The organism is Psychrobacter sp. PP-21 (assembly GCF_033790785.1).
GTDB lineage: Bacteria > Pseudomonadota > Gammaproteobacteria > Pseudomonadales > Moraxellaceae > Psychrobacter.
Genome location: NZ_JAMYEB010000005.1, coordinates 1 through 17317, shown reverse-complemented (window position 1 = coordinate 17317; position 17317 = coordinate 1). Strand labels below are relative to the sequence as shown.

The 17317-nt window shown below is 47.5% G+C and carries 11 protein-coding genes; 9 read left to right on the top strand and 2 right to left on the bottom strand.

Annotated features, from left to right (window positions below; all coding sequences use genetic code 11):
* Nucleotides 1-87 precede the first annotated feature (87 nt).
* From NJD71_RS06220 to NJD71_RS06205, 4 genes are all read left to right on the top strand, one after another.
* Complete coding sequence (locus tag NJD71_RS06220; RefSeq protein WP_319051082.1) at nucleotides 88-894, top strand: enoyl-CoA hydratase/isomerase family protein; 807 nt, start codon at nucleotides 88-90, stop codon at nucleotides 892-894.
* Nucleotides 895-963: 69 nt separating this feature from the next.
* Nucleotides 964-3057 (top strand): acetyl/propionyl/methylcrotonyl-CoA carboxylase subunit alpha, encoded by a 2094-nt coding sequence (locus NJD71_RS06215; protein ID WP_319051081.1) that lies wholly within the window; start codon nucleotides 964-966, stop codon nucleotides 3055-3057.
* 15 nt (nucleotides 3058-3072) lie between these two features.
* Nucleotides 3073-3993 (top strand): hydroxymethylglutaryl-CoA lyase, encoded by a 921-nt coding sequence (locus tag NJD71_RS06210; RefSeq protein WP_319051080.1) that lies wholly within the window; start codon nucleotides 3073-3075, stop codon nucleotides 3991-3993.
* A 42-nt stretch (nucleotides 3994-4035) separates the two neighbouring features.
* Nucleotides 4036-5223: an isovaleryl-CoA dehydrogenase gene (locus NJD71_RS06205; RefSeq protein ID WP_319051079.1), complete on the top strand. Its 1188-nt coding sequence runs from the start codon at nucleotides 4036-4038 to the stop codon at nucleotides 5221-5223.
* A 139-nt stretch (nucleotides 5224-5362) separates the two neighbouring features.
* On the opposite strand, the gene NJD71_RS06200 is transcribed toward NJD71_RS06205, so the two are convergent.
* Nucleotides 5363-6091, bottom strand: a complete 729-nt coding sequence (locus NJD71_RS06200) for a pantothenate kinase (RefSeq protein WP_319051078.1) — start codon at nucleotides 6089-6091, stop codon at nucleotides 5363-5365.
* 59 nt (nucleotides 6092-6150) lie between these two features.
* Nucleotides 6151-7137 (bottom strand): biotin--[acetyl-CoA-carboxylase] ligase, encoded by a 987-nt coding sequence (locus NJD71_RS06195; protein ID WP_319051077.1) that lies wholly within the window; start codon nucleotides 7135-7137, stop codon nucleotides 6151-6153.
* Nucleotides 7138-7312: 175 nt separating this feature from the next.
* Here NJD71_RS06195 and NJD71_RS06190 point away from each other — a divergent pair, with 175 nt between their 5' ends.
* From NJD71_RS06190 to ligA, 5 genes are all read left to right on the top strand, one after another.
* On the top strand, nucleotides 7313-8116 hold the full coding sequence (locus NJD71_RS06190; RefSeq protein WP_319051233.1) for a sulfite exporter TauE/SafE family protein: 804 nt from the start codon (nucleotides 7313-7315) through the stop codon (nucleotides 8114-8116).
* Nucleotides 8117-8166: 50 nt separating this feature from the next.
* Nucleotides 8167-9108, top strand: a complete 942-nt coding sequence (locus tag NJD71_RS06185) for a hypothetical protein (protein ID WP_319051076.1) — start codon at nucleotides 8167-8169, stop codon at nucleotides 9106-9108.
* 66 nt (nucleotides 9109-9174) lie between these two features.
* Entirely contained in the window at nucleotides 9175-13146 is a 3972-nt protein-coding gene (locus NJD71_RS06180; protein WP_319051075.1) for an AAA family ATPase, read from the top strand.
* A gap of 213 nt (nucleotides 13147-13359) precedes the next feature.
* Complete coding sequence (locus NJD71_RS06175) at nucleotides 13360-14376, top strand: cell division protein ZipA C-terminal FtsZ-binding domain-containing protein (protein ID WP_319051074.1); 1017 nt, start codon at nucleotides 13360-13362, stop codon at nucleotides 14374-14376.
* A 302-nt stretch (nucleotides 14377-14678) separates the two neighbouring features.
* The gene (gene ligA, locus NJD71_RS06170; RefSeq protein WP_442967656.1) at nucleotides 14679-16805 is read left to right on the top strand and encodes an NAD-dependent DNA ligase LigA; all 2127 of its coding nucleotides are present in this window, start codon (nucleotides 14679-14681) and stop codon (nucleotides 16803-16805) included.
* The last annotated feature ends 512 nt before the right edge of the window (nucleotides 16806-17317 follow it).

Sequence of the window (17317 nt, the reverse complement as noted above, 5' to 3'; positions counted from 1 at the left end):
CAAGGGTCAGTGCTAACCATTTAATGACACTCAATAAGGGTATTCGTTAGTAAAGATAGCGGATCGTGATCAGAAGAAGAGAGAACCATGCAAAACGATATTAATAATTATAAAAGTCTATTAGTCGATATAAAACAACACGTCGCCACCGTGACGTTGAATCGTCCCGAGATACGTAATGCCTTTAACGATGAGATGATTGCCGAGCTGACCGATGCTTTCACCACCCTTGGCGCTGATGATGAGGTGCGTGTCATTGTATTAGCAGCTGCGGGTAAGGCATTCTGTGCAGGCGCTGATCTTAATTGGATGCGTGCCATGGCGGATTATAGTTATGAAGAGAATCTAGCGGATGCTGATAAATTGGCGCAAATGCTAAAGACTATTTATGAATGTCCTAAGCCGACAGTCGCAGCTATTCAAGGCGATGTCTACGCAGGTGGCATGGGTCTGGTCGCTGTTTGCGACGTAGCCATTGCCGTTAAGATTGCTAATTTCTGCCTCAGTGAAGTGCGTTTGGGATTGGCACCTGCCACTATCAGCCCTTATGTCATTCGAGCGCTAGGTGCTAGAGCCTCACAGCGTTACTTCTTAAGTGCTGAAGTATTCGATGCTAAAAAGGCACGTCAGCTTGGCTTTATTCATGAGCGTGTCAGCGAAGAGTGGCTGAGCGATGAAGTGGCTGCGTTCTGTAACAAAGTGGTCAAAAACAGTCCAGATGCAGTCAAAACCTGCAAACAACTATTACATGATGTTGCTGGTGCACCTATCACTGATGAGCTGATTGCCGATACCGTAAAAGGTATCGCTGATATCCGTTCATCAACACAAGGCAAAGAGGGCGTGCAAGCCTTTCTACAAAAGCGTAAACCTGATTGGCTGACAGCAGATTAACGATAAATAATAGATAAATGAGCAAATAGACAAGACGTCAAATAACAACGACAAGACACAGGGATAGTTATGTTTTCTAAAATTCTAATCGCCAACCGTGGTGAAATTGCTTGCCGAGTGGCTGCGACTGCTAAGCGTCTTGGCGTCAGTACCGTTGCTGTCTATTCTGATGCGGACCGCAGTGCTAAGCATGTGGCTGTCTGTGATGAAGCAATTTATTTGGGTGGTTCGGCACCAAAAGACAGTTATCTCAAAGGCGATGCTATTATTGCTATCGCTAAGCAAACAGGTGCTGAGGCCATCCACCCAGGATATGGATTTCTAAGTGAGAATGCAGACTTTGCACAGGCTTGCCAAGATGCTGGTCTAGTATTTATCGGTCCATCGGCGAATGCTATTCGCGCCATGGGCGGTAAGTCCGAATCCAAACGCTTAATGGAGTCGGCTGGCGTACCACTGATACCGGGCTATCATGGTGACAATCAAGATGCCCAGTTTTTGCAGCAACAGGCTGATAGTATTGGCTATCCTGTCTTGATTAAAGCGAGTGCAGGTGGCGGCGGTAAAGGCATGCGTATCGTTGAGCAAAGCAACGATTTTATTGACCTGCTCGATTCATGCCGCCGTGAAGCGATTACCAGTTTTGGCAATGATCAAGTGTTGGTTGAAAAATACGCCCTAAAACCACGTCATATCGAAATCCAAGTATTCGGTGATACACATGGCAATTATGTGCACCTGTTTGAGCGTGACTGCTCCGTACAGCGCCGTCATCAAAAAGTATTAGAAGAAGCCCCAGCACCAGGTGTCGATACTGCCATGCGTGAAGCAATGGGCACAGCGGCAATCGAAGCAGCACGTGCGGTTGATTACGTGGGTGCAGGTACAGTTGAATTCATTGTTGAGCAGCGTGAAGGTTCTATGAATTTTTATTTCATGGAGATGAACACGCGCTTGCAAGTCGAGCATCCTGTTAGTGAAGCCATTACTGGTGTCGACTTGGTTGAGTGGCAGCTGTTGGTTGCTGCGGGTCAGCCATTGCCAAAAACGCAAAATGATCTGGCTATCAACGGTCATGCAATCGAAGCACGTATCTGCGCTGAAAACCCTGACAATAATTTCCTGCCAGCGACAGGGACGTTATTCACTTATCAAAAGCCTGAGCATAGTACCTTCAACATTACCGATGTGCGTATCGACGATGGCGTACGAGAAGGTGATGTGATCAGTCCTTTTTACGACTCTATGATTGCCAAACTTATCGTCCATGCGCCTACGCGCGAGCAAGCGTTAGCTAGACTAGATCGTGCATTGGCACAGACGCGTATCGTTGGTTTGCCAAATAACGTGGCATTTTTGCGTTATATTTTAAATACTGACTCATTTAGCAAAGCCAATCTTGATACAGCCTTGATAGAGCGTGAACAAGATAAGCTTTTTGATCAGCATCCGCTTGGATTATCAACGCTTGTGGTAACGTCTATTGCGCAGCAGCTTGCGAGCGTAGCGACTACGCATGGCTTAGATCCATTCAACAAGCCAACGGGTTTCCGTGCTTATAGCGACTATACTCGTTCATTTAGCTTGGTCTATGATGAGCAAGCCTATAGTGCTCGCATCAGCAATTGGCACAATGCGAGTTGCTCTGACAGCAAGAAGAGCGACGATAATCTCAGTAGCTTTACGCTTGTTATCGAGAAAGAAATCGCGAATACGCAAGATAATATCAATGTAGCTGCTCAGACCGAAACGGTTTATGAAGGGCAAGTCAGCTATGATAGCAGTGACGCGCACAATCATACCTTATGGTTAGAGGGTGCCCGTATCAGTGCCCAAAGCTGGGTCAATAACGAGACAGTTTATGTATTCACAGATAGCGGACGTGATGAAATTACGCTTATTGATATCATGGCACATGTAGGCGAAGAGTCCGCAGCGGTTGGTAGCTTGAAATCACCAATGCCAGGGCAAGTGGTTGCATTCAAAGTAGCTGTTGGCGATACTGTTAAAAAAGGTGAGCCACTTGCCGTCATCGAAGCGATGAAAATTGAACATACGATTACGGCACCGACGGATGGTGTGGTAGCAGAGCTGTTATTTGCAGCAGGTGACTTGGTTGCTGATGGTGATGAGTTATTACGTATCGATAGTGAAAGCGAATAGAAAAGGATAATAAGTATGAGCCACTCGTATCCAGAGCATGTCACTGTCGTCGATGTCAGTCCACGTGATGGGCTGCAAAACGAATCGATGACGGTGCCGACCGCTATTAAGCAAGCACTCATTAATGATCTGATTGCAGCGGGCGTCAAAAAGCTAGAAGCAACCAGTTTTGTTTCACCGAAGTGGGTGCCACAGATGGGCGATAATAGTGCGCTGCTTGACGCACTTGAGCCTACGCGTCAGACAGACATTTGCTACTCAGTATTAGTACCCAATATGCGCGGCTTTGAAAATGCCATAGCACATCGTCCTGATGAAATCGTCATCTTTGGTTCAGCGAGTGAAACTTTTAGCCAAAAAAATATCAACTGTAGTATCGATGAGAGTATTGAGCGGTTTGCACCAGTGGCTGCGGCAGCAAAAGCGCAGGGTATCAAAGTACGCGGCGTAATCTCTTGTACGGTTGGCTGTCCTTATGAAGGTGAGATTGACCCCAGCCAAGTCGCTTATGTGACCAAACGATTGGTTGAGATTGGCTCTGAGCAGATTGGCATCGCTGATACCATCGGTGTTGGCACACCGCTCAAAGTACAGCGCGCCCTACAAGCAGCGCTTGAATACGCTGATATCACGATGCTATCTGGGCACTTCCATGACACTTATGGTCAAGCACTCAGCAATACTTTGGCTGCCCTACAAATGGGGGTTAGTGAGTTTGATACCTCAGTCGCTGGTCTCGGCGGTTGCCCGTATGCCAAAGGCGCAACGGGTAATGTTGCGACTGAAGATGTGGTATACATGCTGCATGGCATGGGTATCAGCACCGGTATTGATTTGGATAAGTTGGTCGTGGCAGGTGAAGGGATCAGTGCATATTTGAAGCGTCCAAATGGCTCAAACGTGGCTCGGGCTCTAATCAATAAACGTCAGTCTTAAAAATTATCGCAAAAATTAAATATTAAAATACAAGGAATGGTTATGAGTTTACCTGGATTAAATTTTCAGCTTGGCGAAGATATCGATGCTCTACGTGATGTTGTGCAGCAATTTGCAGCAAACGAAATCGCCCCACGAGCTGCCGAGATTGATAGCAGCGATGAATTCCCAATGGATCTATGGCAAAAGATGGGCGACCTCGGTCTACATGGTATTACCGTTCCTGAAGAGTACGGCGGCTCCAACATGGGTTATGTCGCTCACATGGTTGCAATGGAAGAGATTAGCCGCGCGTCGGCATCGGTAGCGCTGAGCTATGGCGCCCACTCTAATCTATGCATCAACCAAATCAAACGTAATGGCTCTGAGGCGCAAAAGCAAAAATATCTACCTAAATTGATCAGCGGTGAGTTCATCGGTGCCTTAGCAATGAGTGAGACTGGTGCTGGCTCAGACGTCGTTAGCATGAAGCTCAAAGCCGAAGAAAAAGACGGCAACTATGTATTAAATGGCAGTAAAATGTGGATCACCAATGGTCCTGATGCGGATGTGATGGTGGTCTATGCCAAGACCAACCCTGAAATGGGTGCCAAAGGTATGACGGCATTCATCGTTGAAAAAGGTATGGAAGGTTTTGGCACCGCGCAAAAGCTCGACAAGCTTGGCATGCGTGGTAGTCATACGGGCGAGATGACCTTTAATAACGTAACCGTACCAAGCGAGAATATCTTAGGCGGTCTCAACGAGGGCGTGAAGGTGTTGATGAGTGGGCTCGATTATGAGCGTGCTGTATTGGCCGCCGGTCCTATCGGTATCATGCAAGCAGTAATGGACAATGTCGTGCCTTATATCCATGATCGTAAACAGTTTGGTCAAGCGATTGGTGAGTTCCAGCTGATTCAGGGCAAAGTCGCAGACATGTATACGATACTACAAGCTGGTCGTAGCTTCTTATATACCGTCGGCAAGAATTTGGATATGCTGGACGCGCGCGGTGCCGGTCATAGCCGAGAAGTGCGTAAAGATTGCGCCAGTGTGATTCTATGGTGTGCCGAAAAAGCCACCTGGATGGCAGGCGAGGGTATTCAGATATTTGGCGGTAATGGCTATACCAATGAGTATCCATTAGGTCGCTACTGGCGCGATGCCAAGCTTTATGAGATTGGCGCAGGTACCAGTGAGATTCGCCGTATGCTGGTTGGTCGTGAGCTATTTAACGAAACCAAATAAAGCGATATTAGCGTAGTAGTTAACTGAGTAAGATTAAAGTTTTATAAAAATTAATCTTCAAAAGACAATACCAAAAAAAGCAGCACGTTTTAGACGTGCTGCTTTTTTATGGGCATAACATTGCGTTATCTGTGAGTGTCTATGGTTGGTTATGGTAATCAAAATAACGCGCTAATCCATTTAATAATAGATCATCACGCAAGCGTACGGGGCGATTGACATGCTGGGCAATAGTCGCTGCATCTCCGCCCGTCATAATCACCTCAAAGTTGGGATGACGACGGCTAATCTCATTAATGGCACCAACAATGGACAATAGTATCCCGCGATGAACCGCATCTTGGGTAGTCACGCCTTGGCTAACACTATCAAAAGTACCGTTAGAGATGGTGATTTGTTTGGTACCAGAAAACAGTGATTCACGCTGCAAGTAAATACTAGGGAAGATGTAACCGCCCAAATGCTCAGCATGATCAATCAAATCAATAGTCACCGCGGTACCGCAACCGATCACGCATTGGCGTTTTTTCTTGTCAACCGCCCCAAGCATCTGTAGCCAGCGATCACAGCCGAGCTGCTGATCGTTATAATCACTTTTCATCAATGCATGTGCAGCATCGACATGAACAAACTCAAACGGAATATTCAGACGGCTGAGCGTCTCTGAGACCTTGGCATTGAGATCGTCGCCCAATACGGATGAGATACCAATAAAATCAGGTGCATACCGCTCGAAGCGATCGGTTAGACCCATGAGCAACTCAGCAGGTGCTTGCAGGTGCTGCTTGGCATCATGTGCGACTATTTGCCCGATATCATCGGTAAGCCAGTATTTTAGACGGGTATTTCCAAGATCAAGCCAGAGCATAAAAGTCCCTTTACAAAGTGCTCGTTAATGATGGGGTTCATCAATATAGTCATCTAAGCCTAATAAATAACGTCTATGCGTCCAGTAAAAAGCGTAGAAATCTTACCGTTATCTTGCTGCAATTGCAAACACCCATGCGTATCGACACCGCACGCCACTCCTGTGACGACTTGTTTTTTATTATTATAGTCTTGGGTGACGCGCAGACGTAGTCCTGCCAATGCGTCCATTGCTGCAAACTGCTGTAAGAATCCGTCTAAATAATAGGTATGACCTGTTGGCTTTTCTATATCCAAATGCTCAAAGCGTGTCATCGCCGCCATCAGGGCTTTGCTCATCTGCTGATATAGCGTCTGTAAGTCTGGCAGGCTGGTGGTTTTTGTTGCTGGCTGCAGCATTGCATGAATATCTTGCAAGCTTATCGCCTGATAGCTCATGCCTTCAGAGGTTTGCGCGGTAAGCGTTGGCGCAGCTTTTACATTCAAACCAATGCCCAGCACCACACCGACCAATTTGCCAGATTTGGTTACGGGTTCTATTAAGATGCCAGCGAGTTTTTGAAAAGGTAGTGTGTGCTGTTGCTGTTGCTGTTGCTGTTGCTGTTGCTGTTGCTGTTGCTGTTGCTGTGCGGCAGCATTATCGTATGATATACGATGCGCCTCTTGAGGGGGATAAAAGCCCAAATCATTTGCCCATTTTACACCTACCTGCGTTAATCCTTGCGCTTGCAGTTGCTCATTCAATATTTGGATGACAGGCATCTTTGCCAGCTCGAGGCCAATAATCAAAGATAACAACCCACTGATGGGCATATGCACAGGGTGATATAGGGACAGATAGACATTGCCACGTGGTGACTGCCATGAGCGCCCATGCTGTCCACGTCCAGCGCTTTGGGTCTCCGCGGTCAAAACGTGTACGGTAGCAGCATCTAGCGTACCATCCTGTAGCGCCTCTATCAGCTCGCTATTGGTCGAGGCGCTACTGGCAACGTGGCGGTGGTTGAGCTCAGATAAATAGGCGGAAAAACTCGTGAGTGGTGGCATAAGTTTAGTCGATGTGGTTGAAGGAAACTTTGGTATACTGGGCGATTGTTATCGTCAGACAGTACCGATTAGACAGCATAAAGCTCACATTGAGGTTTGGCAAATGTAATTAAACATGCTCAAGCGCCAGCGAGTACTATAGCGCCAGTCAGTATTATAAAAGGTTTTTTCTATGATGTTATATGTTTGGTTTGTGATTGCAGGGGCGTTTGCTGGTGTCAGCGCAGGTTTGTTTGGCGTGGGCGGTGGCATGATTATCGTGCCTGCACTGGTCTGGATATTTACCGCTTATGACTTTTCGCCAGAAGTGATCACCCACTTGGCCATTGGTACGTCTCTTGCGACTATTGTGGTGACCTCGATTAGCTCACTGACGGCTCATAACAAACGCGGCGGTGTGCGCTGGGAAGTATGGCGCAAGATGGCGCTTGGTCTAGTCATCGGTAGTCTGGTTGGCGCTGGTATCGCAGATATGATCGATGGACAGGCTCTACAAGCTATCATTGGTTTTGGTGCGCTATTGGTTGCCCTAAAGATGCTGTTCTTTTCTAATAAAGAGCAATTGGGCAAACCGTTGCCCCCTGCTGGGGTGCAGTTCGGTGCCGGTACGGGTATTGGTATGGCGTCATCCATCTTTGGGATTGGCGGTGGCAGCTTGACGGTACCGTTTCTGAACTGGGCGGGGCTACCGATGAAGCAGTCAGTCGGCACCTCGGCGGCGTGCGGTCTGCCTATTGCATTAGCTGGCGCTGCTGGCTTTGCTTGGTTCGGTCAAGACGTGGTCAACCTTCCTGAAGGCACCATCGGGTTTGTGCATGTCACAGGGTTTTTGTGCATTTCAGTGGTCAGTTTTGCGATGGCAAAGGTGGGCGCCAAGCTTGCCCACGTATTGCCTGCTTTGATGCTCAAGCGCGCGTTTGGCGTACTACTGATATTTGCAGGAGGGCAGTTGTTATTGAGTGGGCTGGGCATATTGTAGCCATTTCAAATTTTTATTACAAAAAATGTAAAACATGAGACATTCTTAGTATGAAAGCAGCAGAAAAATATCGCCATGTTTTTGGCTCAATACATCATTTAAAAGACCAGATATCATGGACGACTGGTCTTACGAACATGGTAGAGTTTTTGGCGTGGGAGCCAAAGCAAATTCTTGGTATCACCAAAAAGCAATATGTACGCCAAATCATCGAATGGGCGACCGATCCAGAGTTGGCAGGTAAAGACGTAGAAGAAATTGAACACGCTATCATCAAAAAGCTCAATACAAAAATGCATGAGTCTGAGCAGTTAGAGACCTATTCAACACAAAGGGTCGGTATCTGTCATCCGAGAGAAGCCACTCGCCGCGTCATGTTTTTTTCTGAAGAGTATCTTAATAAAGAGTTCGATATATTTTTGAGCTTATGTAGTGATACCTACTTAGACTTATTTTATCAGCAATTTATCACTTTCAAATCAAATGAGACATGGTCGATGCATGGCAATAGCGGCTTGTTTGAGGCCAGTACAGCGCTAAAAGCCATGTATATGGACAATTTGGCCTACAACCATCAGTCAAATGTGCTGATCGCCAATGAACTAAAATTTAATGGTCGAAAAAACCCAGATCAAATCCTAAAGTACTGCGTGATGTACGAGCATTTACTCGAGAACGGCTTTATCGATAAGGGCACAAAATTTTTGCTGTTATTTGTTGGCGGTGATGCGCTAGAGTATAACAAGCAGCGCCTTGTCGACCGAGAACTGGCACTGTGTCATAAAAGACCTAAAAAGTATCAGCACTTATTAAGACAAGAGCTGTTAGATATCGTCGATCATCTGCAAGTAGCCAGTCTCACGTGGCCAGCACTGATTGCGTTCAATGATTGTTATCTAGCAGAAAACAATGTCTGCCAAGTAGAGCAAAAACTACTACAAGGGTTTCGCCAAAGCCTGCAATCAAAATCGTTTATGCACTTAGCGGTTTAACCCTAAAAACTCACGACAATTTCAGGTAGAATAGCCGCCTGTTTTCGCCATATCAACTGACTATTCATGCGTTTAAAATCCCTAAAGCTGGCAGGCTTCAAATCCTTTGCCAATCCAACGACCTTTACCTTTCGTCATGGTATCACTGCCATTGTCGGACCAAACGGCTGCGGCAAATCCAATGTGATTGATGCCATTCGCTGGGTGCTGGGCGAAACCTCAGCCAAGCAGCTGCGCGGCGGGGCGATGAGTGATGTCATCTTTGCGGGTACGCAGGACAAAACCGCCAAGAGCGTCGCCAGTGTTGAGCTGACTTTTGAGCATACTCAGGATGAGCAGACGGGCATTCGCCATGAGTTTAACTTGTACCAAGAGCTGTCTGTTCGCCGTCAGGTAAATAAAGACGGTCGCTCGGATTACTTCATCAATGGCACACGTTGCCGTCGCCGCGATGTGGTCGATGTGTTTTTAGGGACTGGGCTGGGTGCGCGCAGTTATGCGGTGATTGAGCAAGGCATGATTGGGCGTATTGTTGAATCTAGCCCCGTGCAGCTGCGTGAGTTTATCGAAGAGGCGGCTGGGGTTTCACGCTATCAGGCACGCCGTGAAGAAACACAAAAGAAGCTTGAGAAAACAAGAGATAATCTAGCACGTCTGCATGATATGCAAAGCGAACTACTGCGCCAACAAAAGACACTGTCTAAACAGGCAGCGAGCGCACAGCGTTACGAAGAAATTGCGCTAACACTCGCTGATATAGAGCAGCAGCTTGCCATCCAGCAGCTCTATCAAGCCAAGCACAATCAGCAGCAGCAAAAAATAGCGCACCAGCGAAGTACCGCAGAAGTATCAACGCTGCAAGCCGACTATGACATGCTAAAAGCTCAGCAAGACAAGCTCACTACCCATATTAATCAAGAGCAGTGGCTCAAAGACGATGCCCAAAGCGCGCATTACGAGCAGCAGCTCAGCTACCAAAACGCCGAGCACCAGTTAGGTGATGCCACCTCACAACTGACAGCTATCGAGCAGCAACTGTCTCACTTAGCGCAGCAGCGTGAGCAAGCCCTTACTGACACCCAGCACTTGCAGTCTGAGCAAACTGGGCAGCACAAAGCCCTAGACGAACTACGTCCACAGCTCGCTGAGCTAACCAGTAAGCGCGACAATGATAAGCGTAATGAGCAGCCGTTGCAGCGTGCATGGCATGATGCGCAAAACCAGCTGTCACGCTTGCAGGACAAAGCACGCACACTTGAGCAGCAGCAAGCGATTAATACTCAAGCACAAAAACACCATCAACAAAATCATGACAAATGGCAACGACGCGCGCAAAACTGGCAGAACCTCTGGCAGCAGCTACAGCAGTCACTATCATTATTTGACAGTACTAACACTGGTACAAACCAGACAGATGATAGGCAAGATCTGAGTCAGATGCTAGCGCAGCAAGTTACTGAACTGAGCAAACAGCTACAGCAAATTGAACGTCAAAAGGACGGCGTGGACGAACGGCTGTCCGACATGCAGCCGCAAGCACATCATTTGCAGCAAAACCTAAGCACGCAGCAACGCAAGCTGAGCGATGATGAAAAACGCCATGCGCTGCTGGCAGGCGAATACGACACCTTGCATCAGATATTGCACCCAAAACCTACACAGCAAGCTCAGCAGGAATCAGCCCTCGTACAAAACGCGGTAACAGACAATAAGGACGGTGATAGCGCACAAACTCAGCAATTAGCCATCGCCACGCTGCGTGAGCAAATTGAGCTGAGTACAAAAGGGCAGGCGCACGCACAGCTACTCGATAGCATCTTGGGATTATGGCTAGACAGTCATGTGCCAATCTCTAACCAACAAGCTAACCAAATCAATCCGTCACACGTTGATCATATGAGCGGTGAGGCTCAAAAAGCCGATAGCTTGTGGCAAGTGCTTGCGCCGAACGTCAATGATTTACTAACGTATCAAACCGCACAAATCTCACAGAATAAGCCTGCCAATACCAAAGACAAAGCAACAGTTGAAACAGGTCATAGCCATAGCCTGTGGCTGCCTACTGAGCAGAACGAAGTCAAAGGCCATGCCTTTGGCAGAGCCTTACCAGACAGCTTGATTGACAAAGTATTGCCATTATCGCAGTTGATTGTTAAGCCTACGCTTGCGCTATGGCAGCAGTGTTATCTATACACAGCGCAGTTTGAGTCTGCTAGTGAGCATGATAGTGACGTGCTTGCTAATGTCTTAAAATCATTGCCGCCGTCAGCGATACTGCTTACCGCAGATGGTTGGATGATCAGTCGTCATGGAACAATTAATTTAAGCAAACTCGCTGGTGCGCAAGACGGACAGAACGAGGGCAGTAGCCAGTTCCTCACGCAGCGTTTAGAGCAGCGTAAGCGTTTACAAGTATTAGAAGACTTGCTCGATGAGCTCGAAACTAGTATCCAAGATCAACAGCAAACCATTGCTAAAAACCAGCGCGACTATGATGCATTGATGGTCAGTCTAGAAGAGACGCGTGCGCAAGCTGAGCAGTTAACCCGTGATAAGCATCACTACCAGCAGCAGCTGACAACCGAGCGAGCGAGTGCTGAGCGTTTGCAAGCGGATAGCCAACGCCTGAACGCTGATAAAGCAACGCTTGAGCAAGAAGAGCAAGAACTGATACAAGAACAGCAGACGCTTACGCATGAGCAGCAGCATATCGACAGTGAGATCGCTACGCTCACGCCGCAAATCGCAGAAGCACGCACCCGCACTCAGCAATTACAAGCGGAGCGCAGTGCGCTAAATCGTACCCGTCAAGCCGATGATGACGCATGGCAAGGCTTGCAGCTACGTATTCAGCAGCATGAGATACGCCTAGAAAATAATATCAACAGTCTGGCTCGTGCGACTGAGCAATATGACAAATCGTTAGAGAACGAGCAAACATTACAGACGCGTTATGAGCAGCAGCAGGCCAAACTACCAGAGCTACAAGCCGCATTGCAGGGCGCCCAGACAGCTCGCGATGCACAGCAAGTATTATTGAGCGAGCGCGATAGCGTGTTAAGTGCCCTAAAGCAAACGTATACTCAACAGCAGACGGCATTTGATACCTTACAGAACACCTTGCAAGCGCAGCAGAGTGTGCTTGCCCAGCATGCAACTGAACTGGCGCTAAGCGCAGCACGGTTAGACGATGCCATTGCGCATACACAAAGTGCCCTAGATGCTTACGCGCGAGTGAGTGATAAATACCAATTACAAGTCGCGCATACACAGCAGCAAAGCATGAGCGTCTCAAACTTACTAGCAGACTTCATCGCGCATGATCGCCGCGTCCGTCCAGACAAAATCGCTGAGCTAGAGTCCGAGCGCACTAAGCTTGCGCAGCAATTGAGCAAGATTGGGCCAGTCAATTTAGCAGCAGTGGCAGAGCTTGCTGAGGTCAATGATCGCCTAGAGCCACTTGCTCAGCAGACGACAGATATTGCGGCTAGTATGCAGACGTTGACTGATGCGATTGCCTCTATCGATGAGACGACCAAGACACTATTTATGCAGACGCTTGATGCGGTTAATAATGAGTTGTCTAATCTGTTTGCCAAAGTCTTTGGCGGTGGACAAGCCAGTCTGACGCTAAACACGGACGATATGCCTGCGGGTACGCCAAAGACAGAGCAATGGCGAGCGGGTCTTACTTTGATGGCGCAGCCTAAAGGTAAGCGCAATAGCCGCTTGGCCGTATTGTCTGGTGGTGAAAAAACGCTCACTGCGCTAAGCCTGATTTTTGCGATATTTAAGCAGCATCCCGCACCGTTCTGTGTGCTAGACGAAGTCGATGCGCCGCTTGATGATGCCAATGTTGCACGCTTTACCAGTCTTATCCATGAGCTGGCAGATGACTTACAGTTTATCTTTATCAGTCATAACAAACTGACGATGCAAATTGCTGATGAGCTAAAAGGTATCACCATGCCCAGTGCAGGCATTTCTACATTGGTCAGTGTGTCGCTCGATGAAGCCGCGCGTTACGTAGAGAGCTAATACAAAAGCCCGACAGCAAATAGGTTATAAGAATCAGAGCAATGCAAATATAATCAATCCATTAGCATAAACGCAAATAAGCTTGACCTTAGCCAAGCATACTGGTTATAAAGTACACAATGTGGTGACGACATAGATTAGCCATGCTAGAATATTGCCATTTATGCTCGTTTGTGTATTCCCTTTTGTTATATATACTAGGATGTATTTATCATGACCGTTATTCAGTTTATATTGATTGCCATTGCCGCGTTTATCGTGCTTGCAGGGCTGTTTATGGTCATTCGCAGTTTTAAGCGCCGCGGTAATGCTGAAGCGGCAGCGGTCAATTATGACAAAAACGGTATTCCTATCATACCGCGTCACGAGCGCAACATCGTCGATCAGCCAGACTTTGACGATACGGTCGCGGGCGAGACGAGTATCGGCCCTGACCGCAGCTATCTCAATGCTGTCGTCGAAGAAGAGCCACTGACTCAGCCTCATACCAATGTCGATGCGCAGCTGACGGCTGAGCGCAACCATGTGGTAGATACCGAGCATGACGTTATAGATGATGCAGACTACGCACGCTGGCAAGAGGAGCAGCAACGTAGCGATGATACTGAGTTCTTAGCTGCTGCTGACCAAATGCAAGTCGAGCAAGAGCCTGATGCATTCTCAAGCCTGATGTCAGCAACAGATAGTTTGATGCCCTCAATCGACACCGCAGAAGAGCCAAGCTTTGAGAATAATAGCCCAGTACTTGATCAGCATCTATCCGCATCTGACGATGATGCGCAAAATGGTCCGTTGATCAATGCCAAAGACAACATCAATATCACCATCTTGCCGCACCAGTATCGTGATCGTCCAGCCTCAACTATCCGTGGTCGCGATCTATTAGCGTTGATTGACAAATACGGTCTGCGTTATGGGGCGATGAATATGTTCCATCGCTACGAGCAAAAAGACGGCACTGGTATGCTGTGGTTCAGTATGATGGGTATCACCGATAGCGGCATCGCGCCATTTGATCCGCATAGTGTTGCCACCAACACTTATAATGGTGTGGTGGTATTCTTATCATTGCCGCATCCACAAGCCGTGCGTAGCTTCGATAGCATGATGAGCATTGCTTATATGATGGCAAGCGATTTAGATGCGATTATGCTGGATGAAGAGAACGAACCAATCACCCCTGAATACAAGCAGCAGCTGCGTAACCAAGTGCGTGATTATGAGGGTTAGCAGTTGAAAGGCTTAAAAGCTACGACAGTTAAAAACTGACTAGCATAAGCAATCATAAAGAAGGCAAATAGCGATTAACGTTATTTGTCTTTTTTATGTGCTGTTTTAAAGGCCGTTGATGTCTACAAAGCACAGCAGCTGATTTGAGATTATTTAGCAATCAAAAGGGCGCGTAACAGTATGGCAGGTCGTAGACTACGCAAACCTGATATGCTGTCTGATTTATATCGGATTGACTATACCGAGCATCCTGCAAACTTGTTATCATATCGACATCTTGAATGACAAAAAAGACGCCGACTATGACTGACGCCACCTCATCAACTAATTCTAAAAATCTATCTACTCAAGTAGAAAATCGAGTACCTGCGACATCCAATATAGCCAGTTCAACCGATGGCAGTACCAATAATAGTGCAGAGATTGTCTCAAAAATGCGGTCGCTGATCGAAGCGATAAAAACGCATAACTACGCTTACTATGTACTTGATAATCCGATATTAGAAGACAGTGAATACGATCAACTGCGTCGCTCATTGCTAGAAATCGAAGAAGCCTATCCAGACCTGATACAACCTGATAGCCCCATCAATCAAGTCGGTGATATGCCGCTCTCAGCCTTTACTCAAGTCACGCATGACATTCCGATGCTGTCACTGGGCAACGTATTTGAATATGATGATCTACAAGACTTTATGCGCCGTGTCAATGATCGTCTGAGCGACTCGCAGCAAAACCCTGAGTACGAGATGGAGCTAAAGCTTGACGGATTGGCCGTTTCATTAAAATATGAGCATGGCAAATTTGTCCAAGCGGTCACGCGCGGTGACGGGCAGACAGGGGAGGACATTACGCAAAATGCCAAAACCATTCGCAATTTGCCACTGTGGATTGCCGATGCGGCTGATATCGAGTTGCTAGAAGTGCGCGGTGAAGTGTTAATGCCAAAGGCAGGGTTTGAGCGTCTCAATCGATTGGCGGAAGAGAGTGAAGGTAAAACCTTTGCCAATCCACGCAATGCCGCCGCTGGTAGCTTACGTCAGCTAGACCCAGCCGTGGCTGCTAGTCGTCCACTCGCATTCTATGGCTATTCGGTCAATCAAGGGCTGCCTGAGAATATCGATACCCAATCAGGGGCGCTGGCGTGGCTCACCGAGCTTGGCTTTACCGTCAGCGCCGTAGAAGTGGTCGCCAACCCACGCGCCGCGCAGACGTATTATGAGTCGGTGATAGAAGGGCGTGGCGATCTGCCATTTGAGATCGATGGTATGGTGATTAAGGTCAATAGTCTTGCGCTACAGCAGCAGCTTGGCTTTCTATCCCGTGAGCCACGCTGGGCGACGGCCTATAAATTCCCTGCGGAAACGGTAATGACGCGTCTAAACGATATCGAGTGGCAAGTCGGACGGACAGGGCAGATCACCCCAGTTGGCAAGCTCGAACCTGTCAAAGTTGGCGGCGTCACCGTCAGCAATGTCACCTTGCATAACTTTGGTGAGATTCAGCGTTTGGACGTGCGCGCAGGTGATACGGTCAGCGTGCATCGCGCAGGCGATGTTATCCCAAAAGTCACACGCGTCTGGCATGATCAGCGCGCAGCCGATAGCACGCCAGTGACCTTACCTTCGGCTTGTCCTGTCTGCGACTCGCCTGTCATCCTACCAGAAGACGAAGCATTGGCACGCTGTACGGGCGGACTGTTTTGCCCAGCGCAGCAGACTGAGGCGCTGATCCACTTTGTCTCACGCCGTGCAATGGATATCGATGGGCTTGGCGCAAGTTGGCTGATTAGTTTCTTTGAGCACGGTCTGGTCAAAACCGTCGCTGATATTTATCAATTGCACAATCATGCGGATGAGATGGTCACCTTTGAGAAACTGGGTGAAAAATCGGTACAAAACATCATCAATGCTATCGAAGCGAGCAAGCACACGACATTGGCTCGCTTTATCTATGCACTGGGTATTCGCGGTGTGGGCGAGGGCACAGCACAGAACTTTGCCCAACAGTTTGGTGATTTAGATAGCTTGATGGCAGCCAGTATTGAGACCTTGATAAAAACTCCAGACGTTGGAGAAATTACTGCTGAGCTGACCTATAAGTTCTTCCGTGCCCCGCACAATATCGAAGTCATCACTGCATTACGCGAAGCAGGCGTGCATTGGGATAAGGTAGAGCAAGTCGCATCCGAAGGGCTGCCACTCGATGGACAAACGTGGGTCATCACAGGTGCGCTTGATAGCATGGCGCGTGATGAAGCCAAAGCCAAACTGCAAGCGCTGGGTGCAAAAGTATCAGGCAGCATCTCGGCAAAAACCACTGCGCTACTGGCAGGGGATAAGGCTGGCTCAAAACTGACCAAAGCGGAAAAGTTGGGCGTAAAAGTAGTGGGAGAAGTTGAGTTTTTGGCGATGTTGACAGAGGTGTAAAAGTATAGAGTTTGAATTATGGGGTGGGTTGGTAAGAGTGAAACCCACCGATATTGGATTCTAACGAATAACTATTCTAGCTATTGAAAACTTGCTTTAAGAAACTAACTTTGTCCTTTTTCATTTTACTCCAGTAATCTTTCAAATCATTAGCTGGTAGAACCTCGTAGTAGTATAGCCAATAATCATCTTCGTTATTACTGTAAAGATGTTCAGCTACGACTTTATGCTGTTTAACTGCTTTACTACGGACTCCATATTTCTTTTTGTCATACAAATAGGCAAGTAATAATGTCAAGCAGTCATCTAAATTACCAACTTTTTCCAGTAGAGATGAGTTTATGTTGAATTCAAAATCGTATTTTAATGAAAAGTATAGTCAATCGGTAATCCCCCCAATAAATAAGAACACTCATAAATAGAGAGTAACTGCTAGAATACATCAGCAGGAGAATCCTATGAAAAAGACACGCTTTAGCGACAACCAAATCGTCAACATCCTAAAACAAGCC